General features: G+C 64.2%; 12 protein-coding genes and 2 tRNA genes. 11 read left to right on the top strand and 3 right to left on the bottom strand.

Annotation, left to right across the window (positions count from 1 at the left end; all coding sequences use genetic code 11):
• Window positions 1-41 precede the first annotated feature (41 nt).
• Entirely contained in the window at window positions 42-1,280 is a 1,239-nt protein-coding gene (locus ACGYLQ_RS03315; protein ID WP_209219097.1) for an aspartate kinase, read from the top strand.
• 161 nt (window positions 1,281-1,441) lie between these two features.
• Complete coding sequence (gene ptsP / locus ACGYLQ_RS03320; RefSeq protein ID WP_067263814.1) at window positions 1,442-3,685, top strand: phosphoenolpyruvate--protein phosphotransferase; 2,244 nt, start codon at window positions 1,442-1,444, stop codon at window positions 3,683-3,685.
• Between the two features lie 9 nt (window positions 3,686-3,694).
• Here the strand turns inward: ptsP and ACGYLQ_RS03325 are convergent, their stop codons facing one another.
• Window positions 3,695-4,717 (bottom strand): NAD-dependent epimerase/dehydratase family protein, encoded by a 1,023-nt coding sequence (locus ACGYLQ_RS03325; protein WP_394400337.1) that lies wholly within the window; start codon window positions 4,715-4,717, stop codon window positions 3,695-3,697.
• A gap of 197 nt (window positions 4,718-4,914) precedes the next feature.
• Here ACGYLQ_RS03325 and ACGYLQ_RS03330 point away from each other — a divergent pair, with 197 nt between their 5' ends.
• Window positions 4,915-6,543 carry an alkaline phosphatase family protein gene (locus ACGYLQ_RS03330; RefSeq protein WP_394440427.1) on the top strand — a complete coding sequence of 543 codons (1,629 nt, stop codon included), beginning with the start codon at window positions 4,915-4,917 and terminating at the stop codon, window positions 6,541-6,543.
• 113 nt (window positions 6,544-6,656) lie between these two features.
• Here ACGYLQ_RS03330 and ACGYLQ_RS03335 read toward each other — a convergent pair.
• Window positions 6,657-6,730, bottom strand: a tRNA-Cys gene (locus ACGYLQ_RS03335).
• Between the two features lie 143 nt (window positions 6,731-6,873).
• Between ACGYLQ_RS03335 and ACGYLQ_RS03340 the strand changes: the two genes are divergently transcribed.
• The 6 genes from ACGYLQ_RS03340 to ACGYLQ_RS03365 all read left to right on the top strand — a co-directional run bounded on the left by ACGYLQ_RS03340 (window position 6,874) and on the right by ACGYLQ_RS03365 (window position 13,744).
• Entirely contained in the window at window positions 6,874-7,527 is a 654-nt protein-coding gene (locus ACGYLQ_RS03340; RefSeq protein ID WP_394440429.1) for a protein-L-isoaspartate O-methyltransferase, read from the top strand.
• A gap of 121 nt (window positions 7,528-7,648) precedes the next feature.
• A complete protein-coding gene (locus ACGYLQ_RS03345) occupies window positions 7,649-9,085 on the top strand; it encodes a TolC family outer membrane protein (RefSeq protein WP_394440431.1) in 1,437 nt (478 codons plus the stop codon).
• A gap of 94 nt (window positions 9,086-9,179) precedes the next feature.
• The gene (locus tag ACGYLQ_RS03350) at window positions 9,180-10,340 is read left to right on the top strand and encodes a hypothetical protein (protein ID WP_394440433.1); all 1,161 of its coding nucleotides are present in this window, start codon (window positions 9,180-9,182) and stop codon (window positions 10,338-10,340) included.
• A gap of 125 nt (window positions 10,341-10,465) precedes the next feature.
• The gene (locus ACGYLQ_RS03355; protein ID WP_322328186.1) at window positions 10,466-10,924 is read left to right on the top strand and encodes a (2Fe-2S)-binding protein; all 459 of its coding nucleotides are present in this window, start codon (window positions 10,466-10,468) and stop codon (window positions 10,922-10,924) included.
• 1 nt (window position 10,925) lies between these two features.
• Window positions 10,926-13,166, top strand: coding sequence for a molybdopterin cofactor-binding domain-containing protein (locus ACGYLQ_RS03360; RefSeq protein WP_394440435.1), 2,241 nt, complete (start codon window positions 10,926-10,928; stop codon window positions 13,164-13,166).
• The gene (locus ACGYLQ_RS03365) at window positions 13,163-13,744 is read left to right on the top strand and encodes a hypothetical protein (RefSeq protein WP_394440437.1); all 582 of its coding nucleotides are present in this window, start codon (window positions 13,163-13,165) and stop codon (window positions 13,742-13,744) included. The genes ACGYLQ_RS03360 and ACGYLQ_RS03365 overlap by 4 nt, the downstream gene beginning before the upstream one ends.
• Here ACGYLQ_RS03365 and ACGYLQ_RS03370 read toward each other — a convergent pair.
• Window positions 13,735-14,676 carry a YihY/virulence factor BrkB family protein gene (locus ACGYLQ_RS03370; RefSeq protein WP_394416668.1) on the bottom strand — a complete coding sequence of 314 codons (942 nt, stop codon included), beginning with the start codon at window positions 14,674-14,676 and terminating at the stop codon, window positions 13,735-13,737. The two genes, ACGYLQ_RS03365 and ACGYLQ_RS03370, sit on opposite strands and share 10 nt — an antisense overlap.
• A gap of 168 nt (window positions 14,677-14,844) precedes the next feature.
• Between ACGYLQ_RS03370 and ACGYLQ_RS03375 the strand changes: the two genes are divergently transcribed.
• Window positions 14,845-14,918: transfer RNA gene (locus ACGYLQ_RS03375), tRNA-Gly, on the top strand.
• 154 nt (window positions 14,919-15,072) lie between these two features.
• Window positions 15,073-16,884: an ABC transporter transmembrane domain-containing protein gene (locus tag ACGYLQ_RS03380; RefSeq protein WP_394440439.1), complete on the top strand. Its 1,812-nt coding sequence runs from the start codon at window positions 15,073-15,075 to the stop codon at window positions 16,882-16,884.
• Window positions 16,885-16,902 lie beyond the last annotated feature (18 nt).

Raw genomic sequence — 16,902 nt, forward strand, 5'->3', positions numbered from 1 at the left:
CGTGGGCTTAGACCGCGCTGGACTGTTGCGCGGGGGACAATATGCCTGTTCTGGTTATGAAATTCGGTGGGACTTCGGTTGCCACTTTGGACCGTATCCGCCGCGCGGCAAAGCGCGTCGGCGTCGAGGTGGCCAAGGGCTATGACGTGATCGTCATCGTATCCGCCATGTCGGGTGAGACGAACAAGCTGGTGGGCTTCGTCAATGAGACCTCGCCGCTCTATGATGCGCGCGAATATGACGCCATCGTGTCGAGCGGGGAGAATGTCACCGCTGGCCTCATGGCGCTGACTTTGCAAGAAATGGACGTGCCCGCGCGGTCTTGGCAGGGCTGGCAGGTGCCGGTGCGCACCACCGATGCCCATTCCGCCGCGCGGATCGAAGAGATCCCCACAGACAACATCACCGCCAAGTTCGGCGAAGGCATGAAGGTGGCCGTGGTCGCAGGTTTCCAAGGCATCAGCCCGCAGGGCCGGATCACCACGCTGGGCCGGGGCGGGTCTGACACGACCGCTGTCGCCTTTGCCGCCGCCTTTGGCGCGGAGCGCTGCGATATCTATACCGACGTCGATGGTGTCTACACCACCGACCCGCGGGTCGAATCCAAGGCCCGCAAACTTGACAAGATTTCCTTTGAAGAGATGCTGGAACTGGCCTCTCTCGGGGCGAAGGTTTTGCAGACCCGTTCGGTCGAACTGGCGATGCGCTACAAGGTTAAACTGCGGGTGCTGAGCAGTTTCGAAGAACAATCTGACGACGCCGGGACGCTCGTCTGCGATGAGGAGGAAATCATGGAAAGCAATGTGGTGGCCGGGGTCGCGTTTTCCCGTGATGAGGCAAAGATGACCTTGGTGTCCGTGGCGGACCGCCCCGGCATCGCCGCGACGATCTTTACCGCGCTCAGCGAGGGCGGCGTGAACGTCGATATGATCGTTCAGAACATCTCGGAAGAGGGGCGCACCGATATGACGTGGTCCTGCCCCGTAGATCAGGTGATCCGCGCTGAAAAGGCGATGGAAAAGGCCCATGAAGAGGGGATCATCAACTATCAGGAGTTGATCGCCGACAAGGCCGTGGCCAAAGTCTCTGTTGTGGGGATCGGCATGCGCAGCCACACTGGCGTGGCCGCCAAGATGTTCAAGGTGCTCTCGGACGAGGGGATCAACATCAAGGTGATCACCACCTCCGAGATCAAGATCAGCGTGTTGATTGACCGCAAGTATATGGAATTGGCCGTGCAAGCCCTGCACGACGCTTTCGAGCTTGATAAAGCGGCCTAAACACCTGCGATGATACGGGTTTTACGCAAGGTGACCCCTTGCGTAAAACTGCAGCATCCCGCCGATATGCTGGCTGAGGATGTAGGGTATGGCGCGAATAGCATTTCTATCCTTGCGCGAGTGCGCTAAACCCTGCTCCAGAGGGACAGGGACCGGATCATATGGCCGAACGGGTTGAGACAGAAAGCCGCAAGCTGCTGGGGCGGCTGCGTGATGCGATGGCCAGCGATGTGGCGGGCCAAGCGCGGCTGGACAAGATCACCCAGTTGATCGCCAATTCCATGGGCTGCGAAGTCTGCTCGATCTATCTGTTCCGCGACGAAGACACGCTTGAGCTTTGTGCCACCGAAGGTCTGAACGAAGCGGCGGTGCATGAAACGCGCATGAAACTGGGCGAAGGTCTGGTCGGTCGGGTCGCCAAGAGGCGCACGGTCATCAACACGCCCGATGCGCCCCAAGCCGCCGGTTTCCGCTTCATGCCCGAGACGGGGGAGGAGATTTATTCCTCCTTCCTTGGGGTGCCGGTGCAACGTCTGGGCGAGACGCTGGGCGTGCTGGTGGTGCAGTCCAAAGTCGCGCGGGAGTTCTCCGCCGATGAGGTCTATGCGCTTGAGGTCGTCGCGATGGTGCTGGCCGAAATGGCCGAGCTTGGCGCCTTTGTCGGCGAGGGGGCTGCGATGTCGGCCCGGCATAGCCAGCCGGTGCTGCTGCGCGGCACCGTGGGGCAGGAGGGCGTGGCCGAGGGGCACGTCTGGCTGCATGAGCCGCGGGTGGTGGTCTCCAACCCCATTGCCGACGATCCTGAACGTGAGACGGAGCGGCTGACCGAAGCGGTCGAGCAATTGCGGCTCAGCGTTGACCAATTGTTAAGCCTTACCGCCGACAAAGAGCAGCAGAAGGTGCTCGAAGCCTACCGCATGTTCGCCAATTCCAAAGGCTGGATGCGGCGCATGGTGGAGGATATTCAAAGCGGGCTGAGTGCTGAGGCCGCGGTCGAGAAAGAGCAATCCATGGCCCGCGCCCGTCTGGGGCAGGTCAATGATGCCTACCTGCGGGAGCGGCTGTCGGATCTGGATGATCTGTCGAACCGCTTGCTGCGCAATCTGACGGGGCAGGGCAGCGATACCGGGGCCGAGATGCCGGTCGATCCGATCCTCGTGGCGCGCAACATCGGCCCGGCGGAACTGCTGGATTACGGGCGGTCGCTGCGCGGCATTGTGTTAGAGGGCGGCTCGGTCGGCTCGCACGCCGCTGTCGTCGCGCGGGCGCTGGCGATTCCGCTGATCGTCCATGCCAGCCGCGTGACCAATGACGCGCTGAACGGCGATCACATCATGGTCGATGGTGAGCAGGGCGTGGTGCATCTGCGCCCCGACGATACCGTGGCCACGGCCTTTCGCGACAAGATCGCGATGCAAGCAGCGGCGCAGGAACGCTATGCCTCGATCCGCGATAAACCGGCTGAGACGAAATGCGGGCGGATCATCAGCCTACAGATGAATGCAGGACTAATGGCCGATCTGCCCTCGCTCGAAGGGTCGGGGGCCGAAGGGGTCGGGCTCTTCCGCACCGAGTTGCAGTTTCTGGTGCGCAACCAGATGCCCCGCCGGACCGAGCTTGCCGCTCTTTATGCCCGTGTGCTTGACGCCGCCCATGGCCGCCGCGTGGTCTTTCGTACGCTCGACATCGGGTCGGACAAGGTGCTGCCCTATATGAAGCCCCATGATGAGCCGAACCCGGCCTTGGGCTGGCGCGCGATCCGGGTGGGGCTGGACAAGCCCGGTGTCATGCGGATGCAGTTGCAGGCCCTGATCCGCGCCGCCGCGGGCCGCCCGCTGGCGGTGATGTTCCCCTTTATCGCCCAGTTCGAGGAATTCCGCGCCGCCCGCGCCGAGGTCGACAAAGCGATGGAGCGTGAGCGTATTCTTGGCCATGTCCTGCCTGAAAAGCTGGAGGTCGGCGCCATGCTGGAGACCCCCAGCCTCGCCTTTGCCCCAAAGAAATTCTTTGAGGAGGTCGAGTTCCTGTCGATCGGGGGCAATGACCTGAAGCAGTTCTTTTTCGCCGCCGACCGTGAGAACGAGCGTGTGCGGCGGCGCTATGACACGCTGAACGTCTCTTTCCTGACCTTCCTTGAGGGCATCGTGGAACGCTGCGCCGAAACCGATACCGCGCTGTCCTTCTGCGGGGAGGATGCGGGCCGCCCGGTCGAGGCGCTGTGTTTCGCGGCCATCGGGCTCAAGACCCTGTCGATGCGCCCGGCATCGATCGGGCCGGTCAAAAGCCTGCTGCGGCGTTGCAACCTCGATGACGTGCGCGCGGTCATCCATGCCGCACGAGAGCAGGGCGAGATGTCGGTCAGGGGCGCGGTGATGGACTACGTCCGCCAGCAGCACCAGCACTAAGCGCTGCGGCTATCTGCCATGATAATCCCGAAACCAAGCGACGAAACGCGCGATGCCTTCGTGAATGTCGGTCTGTGGGCGGTAGCCGGTAAGCCTATGTAGCAGGGTCGCATCGGCCCATGTGGCGGGGGCGTCACCCATCTGCATCCCCATGTAGTTGCGGACCGCCCGTTTGCCGAGCGCGGCTTCGATCGCCTCGACGAAATCCAGCAGGCGCACCTTTTCGGAATTGCCGATATTCACCACACGGTAGGGGGCCGCGGGAGAGAGCGAATCCCAGTCCGGCGGCGGTGGCGCCGTGCCCGGTTGCGGCGGAACGCAATCCATCAGCAGGCGGATGGCGCGCACCAGATCGTCGACGCAGGTGAAATCGCGGTACATCTCGCCGTGGTTGTATATATCGATCGGGCGGCCATCGAGGATCGCTTCGACGAATTTACTCAAGGCAAGGTCGGGCCGCCCCCAAGGCCCGTAGACGGTGAAAAACCGAAACATCGTCGTCGGCAGACCCCAGAGATGGGCATAGGCATGGGCCATCCCCTCATTCGCCTTTTTCGTGGCGGCGTAGATCGACAGGGGCCGGTCGGTGGCCCCGGTCTCGGCGAAAGGCATATCGGTATTGGCCCCGTAGATTGACGAGGAGGAGGCCATGAGCAGGTGTTTCACCTCCAACCGACGCGCGGCTTCCATCACGTTGAAGGTGCCGGTGATATTCGCCTCCAGAAAGGCGCGGGGGTGGTCGATGCTGTGGCGCACGCCAGCCTGTGCGGCAAGGTGCACGATCATGTCGGGGGCAAAGTCATCGACCAGCGCGTCAAAGGTCTCGCGGTCCTCCAGCAGGGCTTCTTTCGTGGTGAAATGCTCATGCTGAAGCAGCATCGCGTGGCGGCGTTGTTTCAGGGCGACATCGTAGTAATCGGTCATCCCATCATAGCCCTGCACCCGTGCGCCTTCGGCCAGCAACAGCCGGGCAAGGTGAAAGCCGATGAAACCGCCCGTGCCGGTGACAAGTATCCTTTGCGTGCTGTCCATTCTGGCATCCTCGCTTTGCGCGGCTTGAGTTGCCTTTCCCATCGTCCTGGTGAAGGTTGGGCCGTGAATGCTAAAAATTTGGTTAAATTTGGGCCGGGAACTGCAAAGCACTGTCAGGCGGGCCAAAATCAAGTCGCGGCACGACGAAACGCTTCGCGGGCAGGGCGCGCGAAGGACCATCACAGGGAAAGCGGCCCATGCCCAAGAACGTTCTTTTCATCATGTGTGACCAGCTTCGCTGGGATTACCTCTCCTGCACCGGCCATCCGCATCTGCACACGCCGCATATCGATGCGTTGGCCGCGCGCGGGGTGCTTTTTGACCGCGCCTATGTGCAATCGCCGATTTGCGGCCCCTCGCGCATGTCGTTCTACACGGGCCGCTATGTCAGCTCGCATGGGTCGACTTGGAATGGCATCCCGCTGAAAGTGGGGGAGATGACGCTGGGCGACCATCTGCGCCCCTTGGGCGTGCGCACAGCGCTTTGCGGCAAGACCCATATGGCCGCCGATATCGAAGGGCTGCGCCGCCTTGGCCTGTCGCCCGACAGCGAGATTGGCGTGCTGATTTCGGAATGCGGGTTCGAGCCCTATGAGCGGGACGACGGGCTGCACCCCGACGGCGGGCCCTACGCCCGCAATTCCGCCTATAACGCGCATATGAAGGACCGCGGCTGGCAGGATGAGAACCCCTGGCATTCCGTCGCCAACAGCGCCGAAGATGCAGAGGGCAATATCCTGAGCGGTTGGTTTCTGGACCATGCCGACAAACCGGCCCGCGCCGCGGATGAAGAGAGCGAGACGCCCTATATCACGGGCCGCGCCATGGATTTCATCCGCGAGGCCGGCGATCAGCCTTGGTGCCTGCACCTGAGCTATATCAAACCGCATTGGCCCTATATCGTCCCCGCGCCCTACCATGATCTCTATGGGTCCGAGAGCCATTTGGACCCGGTGCGCAGCGCGGCCGAAAAGCGCGATCCGCATCCCGTCTATGGCGCATTCATGCAGGAGCGCGTCTCTCAAGCCTTTTCCGATGATGCCACCCGATGCCGGGTTCTGACTGCCTATATGGGGCTGATCAAACAGCTCGACGACCAGATCGGTCGCCTGATGGCGTTTCTCACCGAAGAGGGGGTCGCGGATGATACGATGATCGTCTTCACCTCGGATCACGGCGATTACCTTGGCGATCACTGGATGGGCGAGAAAGAGCTCTTTCACGACCCCTCCGCGCGCATCCCGATGATCGTCGTCGATCCCCGCCCCGAGGCCGATGCGACCCGCGGCGCAAAATCCTCGGCACTGGTCGAGGCGATCGACGTGGTGCCCACCATCCTTGATTATTTCGGCGGCGCCGCCGTGTCGCATATCATCGAGGGCCGATCCCTCTTGCCGCTGCTGCATGGTAAGGCCGAAGGGCTGCGCGATTTCGTGGTCTCGGAATACGACTACGCGCAGCGCGACGTGCGCAAACGCTTGGGGGTCGAGGTCAAGGACGCCAAGCTGACGATGCTTTTCGACGGGCGGTGGAAATACGTCTTTGCCGAAGGGTTCGGCCCGATGCTGTTCGACCTTGAAAGCGACCCCGATGAGCTGGTCGATCTGGGGGCCGACCCCGCCCATGCGCCTGAGCGCGCCCGGCTGGAGCAACTGTTGTTCCGCTGGACGCGCCGCACCGCTCAGCGCACCACCATCTCCGACGCCAAGATTGCAGCCAGCGATGCCACGATGGGCGAGGCGACGGCGGGTATTCTGATCGGCTACCGGAATGAGGATGAGTTGCGCGAGGTTTTGGCGGCGGCGGGGAAAGGCGGCGAGGGGTGAGACATAGGCGCGCCGTTGATGGCGAGGGGGCCTGGGTGGCTTTTAAGAGGAGCGCGCGCGAATGGTGGTTTCGCCGGGGGGGCGGTATCGCGTAACCTCTTATGTCGGGGAAATGGAGGCGAGTACCGGAATCGAACCGGTGTACACGGATTTGCAATCCGCTGCGTAACCACTCCGCCAACTCGCCGACCGGTGGTTGGCGCACTGCTAACGGATCACGAAGGGGGCCGCAAGTCCCATATGCGCGCGAAAATGCGGTCAGGGCGTTGCCGCTGGCCCGGCAATGTGGCACATCACTCTTCAGACACCCTGAACGAATGAGTTTAGCTGATGAGTGATTTCGCCGCCCGCCGCGTAACCATGGTAGATACGCAGGTTCGTCCTTCGGATGTGACCAAGTTTCCAATCATCGACGCGATGCTGACCGTGCAGCGCGAAGACTTCGTGCCGGCGGCACAGCGCGAGGCTGCCTATCTGGGTGAAAACCTCGATCTGGGGCAGGATCGGGTGCTGCTCGACCCGCGGACATTGGCCAAGATGCTCGACCACCTCGACATCACCAATGAGGAACTCGTGCTCGATATCGGCTGCGCCATGGGCTATTCCAGCGCCGTGATCGCGCATATGGCCGAGGCCGTCGTCGCCGTTGAGGAAGACGAAGCCATGGCCGCCGAGGCGCAAGAGGCGCTGGCGCAGGCGGGTGCAGACAATGTGATCGTCCATGTCGCCCCGCTGACCGAAGGCGCGCCGCAGCATGGGCCCTATGATGTGGTCATCGTCCAAGGTGCGGTGGGTGAGCTGCCCGCAGCGCTGGTGGAACAGGTGAAAGAGGGCGGGCGGATTGCTTGCCTCTTTATGGATCGGGGTCTGGGCGAGGTGCGCCTGGGCTATAAACGCGGCGGTCAGGTGTCTTGGCGGCCCGAATTCAACGCCGGTGCGCCGGTGCTGCGTGGCTTTGAACGTCAGGCAGAATTCCAGCTGTAAGCGACAAGATGGCGCGCCGGTCATACCGCGCGCCACTTCGCCTTCAGGGGAGGGGCACCCGCCCCGATCGGCCTACGGGCCGGTCCAAAGGTCTAAAAAAGCCATTCAGGGGCATTGAGCCATGAGCGCGAACAGTTTTACGAAATCCCTCAAACGTTTTGCCATCGCCGTGCCGGTGAGCCTTGTCCTCGCCGGCGGCGCTGCCCTGCCGCGTGTGGCTGCTGCTGAGACATTGGCCGATGCGCTGGTGGGGGCCTATGAGCATTCCGGCCTGCTGGAGCAGAACCGCGCGCTTTTGCGTGCCGCCGATGAGGATGTGGCCGCGGCGAAGTCGACACTGAAACCTGTGCTGCGGTGGGCCGCCGGGCTGACGCAGAGCTTTGGCACCACGCGCAGTTCCTCCCTTTTGCCAGCCCAATCGACGGAAAGCCTCAAGGCGTCGATCAGCCTGATTGGCGAGCTTCTGCTCTATGATTTCGGCGCGAGCGCCTATCGGGTGGAGGCGGCGAAAGAGGCCGTTCTGGCCACCCGCCAGACTTTGGTCAACCTAGAGCAGCAGGTGCTGCTGCGCGCGGTTGCGGCCTATATGGGTGTGATCGAAGCCTCGGAAACGGTTGAGCTGCGCAACAACAACCTGCGGCTGCTGACCCAAGAGCTGCGCGCCGCGCGGGATCGTTTCGACGTGGGCGAAGTCACCCGCACCGATGTGGCCTTGGCCGAAGCGCAGCTTGCCAATGCCCGCAGCGGGCTGGCGGGCGCCGAAGGCGTGCTGCTGCGCGCGGTCGAGGAGTATCGCAATGCCGTGGGCCACGCGCCGGGCAACCTTAGCCAGCCGCCGAGCCTCCCGAATGTCGGCGGCAACCTCGCCTCGGCCAAGGCTTTGGCTGTGCGCACTCACCCGTCGATCATCGCCGCACAGCATCAGGTGGCGGCAGCCGATCTCAGCGTCGAAGCGAATGAAGCCGCCATGGCCCCGCGGATCACGCTGAACGGGCAATATGGTCTGAACGAGACTTTCGACAGCGAAGCCTATACCCGCAGCGGCAGCGTTGGGGTCGAGGTCGGTCAGACCATCTATCAGGGCGGGGCGCTTTCCTCGGCCGTGCGCAGTTCGATGGCGCAGCGTGATGCGCAGCGGGCGAACCTGCATGTGGTGCGCCAAGACGTCGAGCAGGAAGTGGGCAACGCCTATGCCTCACTGTCTTCGGCACGGGCGCAGTTGGAGGCTTCCGACCGCCAGATCCGGGCCGCGCGTATCGCCTTCCGCGGCGTCCGCGAGGAAGCCACCCTCGGCGCGCGCACCACCTTGGACGTGCTTGATGCAGAGCAATCGCTGCTGGATGCGGAATCGACCCGCGTGTCGGCCCGCGCCAACCTCTATGTGGCGGCCTATTCCGTGCTGGCGGCCACGGGCCGTCTGACCGCGCAGGACTTGAAACTGCCGGTGCAGATCTATGACGCGGGGGCCTATTACAACCTTGTTAAGGACGCCCCTGCTAAATACTCGAAAGAGGGCCAAGCGCTGGATCGGGTGCTGCGCGCGCTGCAAAAAGACTGACGTTTCGCGCGGTCGTTTGGCATTTTGCACCGCCCCATTGTGAGAATCCTCCCACGCGGTTAAGCTATCCGCGAGGCAAGAGTGGTAGAGAAATATGTCCGAACCCGTCACAAACGCGGAGGTGGAAGACGTCCTGTCGTCGATTCGCCGATTGGTGTCCGAAGACAAGCGTCCCCTGCAAACGTCCAACCCTACGCCGGTTTCCAAGCCGGAGGCTGGCGATACTACAGATGGGACCGGGGCCGCGTTCAAAAGCATGCGGGGCGCATTGGACGAGCCGACATCGGATAGCGTCACGTCCGAGGATTTCACCCCGCATCTGTCGCTGCGCACAGCCTCGGGCGGCACGGCGCGTCCCGCTTCTGACGAGGGCGTCGGTGAAACACCCAAAGCCGCGCCACAGCCGCTGAGCCTGACCCAAGCCATGCAGACCGAAGCGGAAGACAGTGCCGATGAGGCGGAGCGTCCATTCGTCTCGGCCCGTCACCCCGCGACCCCGCCTGCCGACAAGGCTCCCGCGGCGTCGAGCGACCGGTTGGTGCTGACCCCCGCTCTCAGAGTCGCCACGTCGGATGGCGAGGATCGCCCAAAGGCCGCTGCCGTTGATCCGGCCAAGGTCTCGCCCTTGGACTATGACATGCTGCATGACGATCCGAGCGATCTGCATGCCGAGGACTATCGCACCCCCGCGCCGGAGACCGCGGATGAGGCCCGGTCCCGCGCCGTCTCAGACGCCGTGGCCAAGGCGACCGGGGCCAGCCGTAGCGACAAGCTGGCGGCGCTTGAGACGGCCATTGGCAAGATCTCTGACGACTGGGACCCTGACGCGCCCGGCGATAATGACTATTCCGGCACCGAACCTCCGGCGATGGAGTGGAAAGACGATGCGGAGCTTGACGCGCCTGAGGGCCCGATTGCCGATACGGCGACGGTAGAGGCTGAGGCGCCAGCGCCAAGCCGCCCGCAGCCCACGACACCGCAACTCGAAGAGCAGGTGCGCCGTTTTGCTGACAGTGGCCCGCGTGTGGCCGATCCTGCCGCCACCGCGCCGGAATTCGACTATGCCGCCCCCGCGCAGGAGGCGGGCAGCGCGGGTGAGGATCAGTTCCTCGACGAGGAAGCACTGCGCGACATGGTGACCGAGATCGTCCGCGCCGAGCTTCAGGGGGCCTTGGGCGAGCGGATCACCCGCAATGTGCGCAAATTGGTCCGCCGCGAAATTCACCGCGCGCTGACGGCGCAAGACCTCGAATAAGCGAAGCGGCGGCACCCGCCGCCATGCCCGCCCCGCCAAGATGACGCTGCGCGACCCGCTTCGCGCGGTCTTGCGCGATAGGCGCTGCCGGCTACATTGGGGGCACCAGCGCGGAAGGATCACCGATGGAATTGACGGTTAACGGCACGGTCCACGAGGTGGACGTGGAAGACGACATGCCGCTGCTCTGGGTTTTGCGCGATGAGTTGGGGATCACCGGGCCGAAATACGGCTGCGGCATCGCGCAATGCGGTGCCTGCACGGTGCATGTCGATGGGCTGGCCGTGCGGTCTTGTCAATTGCGGGCGGCGGATGTGAACGGCGATGTCACCACCATCGAAGGCTTGGGCACGCCCGAAGCGCTGCATGTGGTGCAGGCGGCATGGGTGGAGCATCAGGTCGCGCAATGCGGTTACTGCCAATCGGGGCAGATCATGCAGGCGGCCTCTTTTCTGGAGCTGAATCCCGAGCCGACCGACGATCAGATCGACGCCGCGATGAGCGGGAACCTCTGCCGCTGCGGCACCTATCCGCGCATTCGCGCCGCCGTTCACAGCGCCGCCGCGCGGCTGCGGGGGGCCTGACATGTCGCGGCTGCGCACCATCACCCGCCGGAGTTTCATCGTCGGCTCCGCCGCCATTGCCGGGGGCGTGGCCTTTGGTACCTATCTGTACAAACGTGACCTGAAGAACCCGCTTCTCGAAGGGTTGCCGCCCGGCGCGGCGGCGATCACGCCCTACGTCAAGATTGATGCAAGCGGCGTCACCCTGATCACCCCGCGCGCCGATGTGGGGCAGGGGGCCTATTCGATCCAAGCCCATATGATTGCCGAGGAATTGGATGTCGACCTAGATACGGTGCGGATCACGCCCGGGCCGCCCTCGCCGGTCTATTACAACGGCGTGGTCGGGGTTGAGGCGATGCCGATTGCCGCGACCTCGGAAACGCTACTGGCGCGGACCGGGCGCGGCGTCTCGGATGTGGCGGGAAAGCTGCTCGGCCTGCAATTGACCGGCGGCAGTTCCACCGTGCCGGATATGTACGACCGGCTGCGCATGGCCGGGGCCGTGGCCCGCGAAACCCTGCTGGCCGCCGCCGTGGCGCAGACGGGGCTGGAGCGGAGCCAACTCAAGACCGAGGCGGGCGCGGTGGTGCTGCCCGATGGGATGCGGCTGGCCTATCAAGACCTTGCCGACGCCGCGGCGGAGATTGACCCGGTGACCGAGGTCACGCTGCGCGACCCCGGCGACTGGCGGCACCTTGGCAAGCCGCAGATGCGCACCGATATCATGGCCAAATCCACCGGCACCCAGACCTATGGCATCGACATGGCGATGGAGGGGATGCTTCACGCCACGACCCGCACCAACCCGGCGCAGGGCGGGGCGATCATGGGCTTTGACGCGGGCCGCGCCGAAAAGATGCGCGGCGTGAAGGCGGTCTTGCCCATCACGGGCGGTGTCGCCGTGGTGGCCGACAACACCTGGCGGGCTTTTCAGGCCGCGCAGGCGGTGAAATGTGACTGGGGGCCGTCGCCCTATATCGGCGATACGGCGGATCAATTCAAAGCCGTGGCGGCCTCCTTCACTGATGACCGGCAGGACAGCCGGTTTCGCGATGACGGCGATGTCAGCGCCGCACTGGCCGATGGGGAGGTGTTGGAAGCCGAGTACCGCATCCCCTATCTGGCCCATGCCCCACTGGAGCCGATGAGCGTGGTGGTGAAGCTGGAGAAGGCCCGCGTCGATATCTGGACCGGCACGCAAATCCCGCGTTTCATGCAGGCCAATGTCGCCGCGCTGACCGGGATCGACGCTGAGAATGTGCATATCCATGTGCTGATGTCGGGCGGCAGTTTCGGGCGGCGGTTGGAGGATGACTATACCCTGCGCGCCGTCGAAGTGGCGATGCAACTGCCCGGCACGCCGATCAAGATGGTCTGGTCGCGGGAGGAGGATTTCACCCATGACTTCCCCCGCCCGCTGGCCATGGCGCGGGCGCGGGGCAAGGTCTCGGAGGGGCAGATCGCGGCCTATGATTTGGCCATCGCGGCACCTTCGACGGCCGAATCGCAGATGGCGCGGTTGAACCAGCCGGTCTTCGGCCCTGACATCGCCATCGTGGCGGGCGCGTGGGATCAGCCCTTCGCGATCCCCGACTACCGCGTGACCGGCCACCGTGTGCCCGCAATGGTGCCGGTAAGCTCGTGGCGGTCAGTCGGGGCGTCCGGCAACGGTTTCCTGCACGAAAGCTTCATGGATGAGATGTGCTATGCGGCGGGTGTCGACCCTTTGGAGGAACGGTTGCGCCTTTGCACCCATGCGCCGTCGCGCGGGGTGTTGGAGGCTGTGGCCGAGATGTCGGATTGGGGCGCTGACCTTGGGCCGGGGCAGGGCCGGGGGCTGGCGTTCTGCCTGTCCTTCAGCGTGCCGGTGGCCGAGGTGGTCGAGGTCAGCCAGACCGACGCGGGCCTCAAGATCGACCGCGTTTTCGTTGCCGCCGAAGTGGGCCGCGTGATGGACCCGGTGAACTTGGAGGCGCAACTCTCCGGCGCGGTGATCTGGGGCTTGGGCCATGCGATGAACTGCGAACTGACCTATCGCGACGGGGTGCCGCAGCAGGACAATTACCACCTTTACGAAGGGCTTCGGCTGTATCAGACGCCAAAGATCGAGGTGCGCGGCTTGGAGAATGGCGGCAAGCTGCGCGGCATTGGCGAGCCGGGGGTGCCGCCCGCCGCGCCTGCGCTGGCCAATGCAATCTTTGCTGCCACGGGCCAGCGGATCCGTGAACTTCCCCTCTCCAAATCCGTGGATTTCGCATGAGATATCTATCGACCTGCGCCGCACTCATGCTGGCCGCCCCCGCCTTTGCGCAGGAGGCGCCTGATCGCGCCGAAGGGCTGGCCGCGTGGGACCGGATCTTCACCGTCACCGCGCATCCGCGTTGCACCAATTGCCATGTCGGCGAAGAGGGGCAGCCGATGTGGCAGGGCTTGGGCTATGGGCCGGAGGCGGTGCACGGCATGAACGTGCGCGCGGGCGAGAGTCGGATCGGGGCCGAGAGCATCCCCTGCGACGCCTGCCACGTCACCTCTGCCGCTGCGAACACGGTGCCCCATGCCCCGCCGCATATCGACGATGCCTGGCGGCTGCCGCCGGTGGAATTGGCGTGGCTCGGCAAGACCTCGGCAGAGGTCTGCATCCAGTTGCGCGACCCCGAAACCAACGACGGGCATGACATCGCCTCATTGGTCGATCACCTGCAAAACTCGGCCTTCGTGAACTGGGGTTTCGCCCCCGGTGCGGGGCGGTCGGTGCCCGAAGGGACGCTCGATGCGCTGGTGCATGACGTGACGGTCTGGGGGGCTGCGGGCACGCCCTGCGCAGGGGATCAGGGCTGATCGCTCATCGCGCGGGCCAGTCTGCGGATACGCAACGCGCGGTTCAACTCTCCGCCAAAGATCAGCACCAGTGCCGCGAGATACATGAAGTAGAGCGCCGCGATGATCCCCGCCATGCCCGCGTAATAGCTGGCATAGGTGCCAAAGCTGCGCAGATAGGATGAAAAGAGCACCGCCAGCACCGTCCAAGCGACGGCGGTGGCCACCACGCCGGGCCAGATGTTGTTAAACTTGGTCCGGCGTGCGGGCAGGATCACATGGGCGGCAAAAAGCGCGACCAGCAGGATCGTGGCCGAGGCGGGAAAGCGGACCAGCCCCACGGTGACCGAACGCGGATCAAAACCCGGCATCAGCATATGCAGCCAAGACCCGGCCCGAGGGGCGAGCACCAGCAGATAGCCCACGATCACGAGGATCAGGCTCGCCAACAGCACCATGGCCACCTGCACCGCGTAGATGGTAAAGACCGACCGGGTCTCGCGCAGCCCATAGGCGCGGTTTAACCCCACGCGCACCCCATCGACTCCGCCCACGGCGAACCAGACGGTCAGCAGGATACCCACGCTCAGCAAATCGCCGCGCGGCACGGTCATGACCTTTTCAACCTCCGACACGATCGGCTCGATAAGGGCAGGGGGGACAATGGCGATCAGAAAATGGATCAGGTCATCGGCCATCGACCGGTCGCCGACAAAGGCAGTGAGCGAACTGGTGAAAATCAGGAAGGGAAAGATCGCCAGCAGCGCGCGAAAGGCCACGTTTCCGGCCATGCCGAAGGCATCATCGCTCCACAGCCGCAGCACCGCTTCGTGCAAAACGGCCCGCACCACCCGCAGCCCGGTGCCGTGAAACAGATCCTCGGGGTCCTCGCTGAGAACACCGTGGGTCATGACGACCTCGCGCTTTTGGTCTTGGGCCGGTCTGGCGTCCATTCCAATGCCTCGTTTTCATCCCGTGAGGCTAAGCTAGTGCCCCTTGGGCCTGGCTGCCACCTTGATGACGGGCCAGTGGCAAGAGCAGGCTCATGCGATTGATCTTGCCAAAGGGGCATCGCTCCACTTGACGCTCAGGGAGCTATAAAATAGGAGAGGAGCCGTAGCGCGGGCGTTGTGTAATGGTAAGACCTCAGCCTTCCAAGCTGATGATACGGGTTCGATTCCCGTCGCCCGCTCCACTCTTTCCCCGAAGCTTTCGTGACCGCCGCCGCGCGGGATAGATGCGACCGCCGCTGTCTGTCGGGGGCGGCAGATTGTCCTCATCGGGGCGGTCTTGCTTGACCCCGCCCAGCCCCCGCGCCATGACCGATGTGGAAAGACAAAGGAAAGCTTATGGCACGCACCCCAGCCCCCGCACCAAGCGCCAAAGACGAACGCGAAAAGTCGCGGCGGATCGGGGCTTTGGCGGCGCTGATGCCCTTCATGGCGCCCTATCGCTGGTTGATGGCCGCCGCCGGTGCGGCGCTGGTGCTGACCGCGATGATTTCGCTTACCTTGCCCTTGGCGGTGCGGCGGGTGATCGACAATTTCGGCACGGGGGAGAGCGAATTGCTCGACCTCTATTTCATCGCCGCGCTCTTGATCGCGGGGCTGCTCGCCCTTGGCACCGGGCTGCGCTATGCGCTGGTGACGCGTTTGGGCGAACGGGTGGTGGCCGATATCCGGCGTGCGGTGTTTGACCGTGTCGTGGGCATGAGCCCGGCCTTTTACGAGCGTATCATGACCGGCGAAGTGCTCAGCCGGATCACCACCGACACGACGCTGATCCTCTCGGTGATCGGCTCCTCGGTCTCGATCGCGCTCCGCAACATGCTGATCTTTGTGGGCGGGCTGGGGCTGATGCTGCTGACCTCGGCCAAGTTGACCGGGCTGGTGCTGCTGATCGTGCCCGCCGTGGTGATCCCCATCCTAACGTTGGGCCGCCGCCTTCGGGTGCTCAGCCGCGAGAACCAAGACTGGATCGCGGCAAGTTCGGGCAACGCTTCTGAGACGCTGGGCGCGGTACAAACGGTGCAGGCCTTTACCCATGAGGCCGCAAGCCGGGGCCAATTCGCGCAGATGACCGAAGCCTCTTTCGATGCCGCGCAGCGCCGGATCAAGACCCGCGCCGTGATGACGATGATCGTGATCTTTCTGGTCTTCGCGGGTGTGGTGGGCGTGCTGTGGATCGGCGCGCGCGACGTGAGGGCGGATGTGATGAGCGCAGGCGCGCTGGTGCAATTCGTGATCTATGCGGTCATGGTCGCGGGCGCGGTCGCTGCCCTGTCAGAGATCTGGGGCGAGTTGCAGCGCGCCGCGGGCGCCACGGAACGGCTGATCGACCTGTTGCAAAGCAAGGATACGGTGCAAGACCCGGCGCCCGCAAGCCAGAGCAGCCTGCCGCAGCCTGTCGCGGGGCGGATCGCCTTTGAGAACGTGCAGTTCACCTATCCCGCCCGCCCCGATGTGGCGGCGCTCGATGGCGTCGACCTTGAGATCAACCCCGGTGAGACGGTGGCCTTTGTCGGCCCCTCGGGCGCGGGGAAGACGACGATCATCCAGATGATCCTGCGCTTTTATGACCCGCAGTCGGGGCGGATCACCTTGGATGGGGTCGACCTGCGCGATGTGGCCCGGGACCACTTCCGCCGTTCGGTGGCGCTGGTGCCGCAAGACCCGGTGATCTTTGCCGCCACGGCGGCTGAGAACATCCGCTTCGGACGCCCCGATGCCAGTGACGCCGAGGTCGAGGAAGCCGCCCGCGCCGCCGCCGCGCATGACTTCATCACGGCGCTGCCCGATGGCTATGACAGCTATCTGGGCGAGCGCGGCGTGATGCTGTCGGGCGGGCAGAAACAACGCATCGCCATCGCCCGCGCCATCCTGCGCGACGCGCCGGTGCTGCTGTTGGACGAGGCGACCTCGGCGTTGGATTCCGAGAGCGAGGGGCTGGTGCAGGCCGCCGTCGACCGGCTGAGCGCGGATCGCACGACGCTGATCGTGGCGCACCGTCTCGCCACCGTGAAAAAGGCCGACCGGATCGTGGTGATGGAGGCCGGGCGCATCGCGGCCATCGGCACCCATGACGAATTGGTCGCCAGTGACGGGCTTTATGCGCGTCTGGCGCGGCTTCAGTTCACCGATGGGGCCGCCGCGGCGGCCTGAGCCGCCCTTGAACAGTGC

It is taken from the genome of Sulfitobacter sp. 1A12779, from assembly GCF_043557315.1.
Taxonomy (GTDB): Bacteria; Pseudomonadota; Alphaproteobacteria; order Rhodobacterales; family Rhodobacteraceae; genus Sulfitobacter; species Sulfitobacter faviae.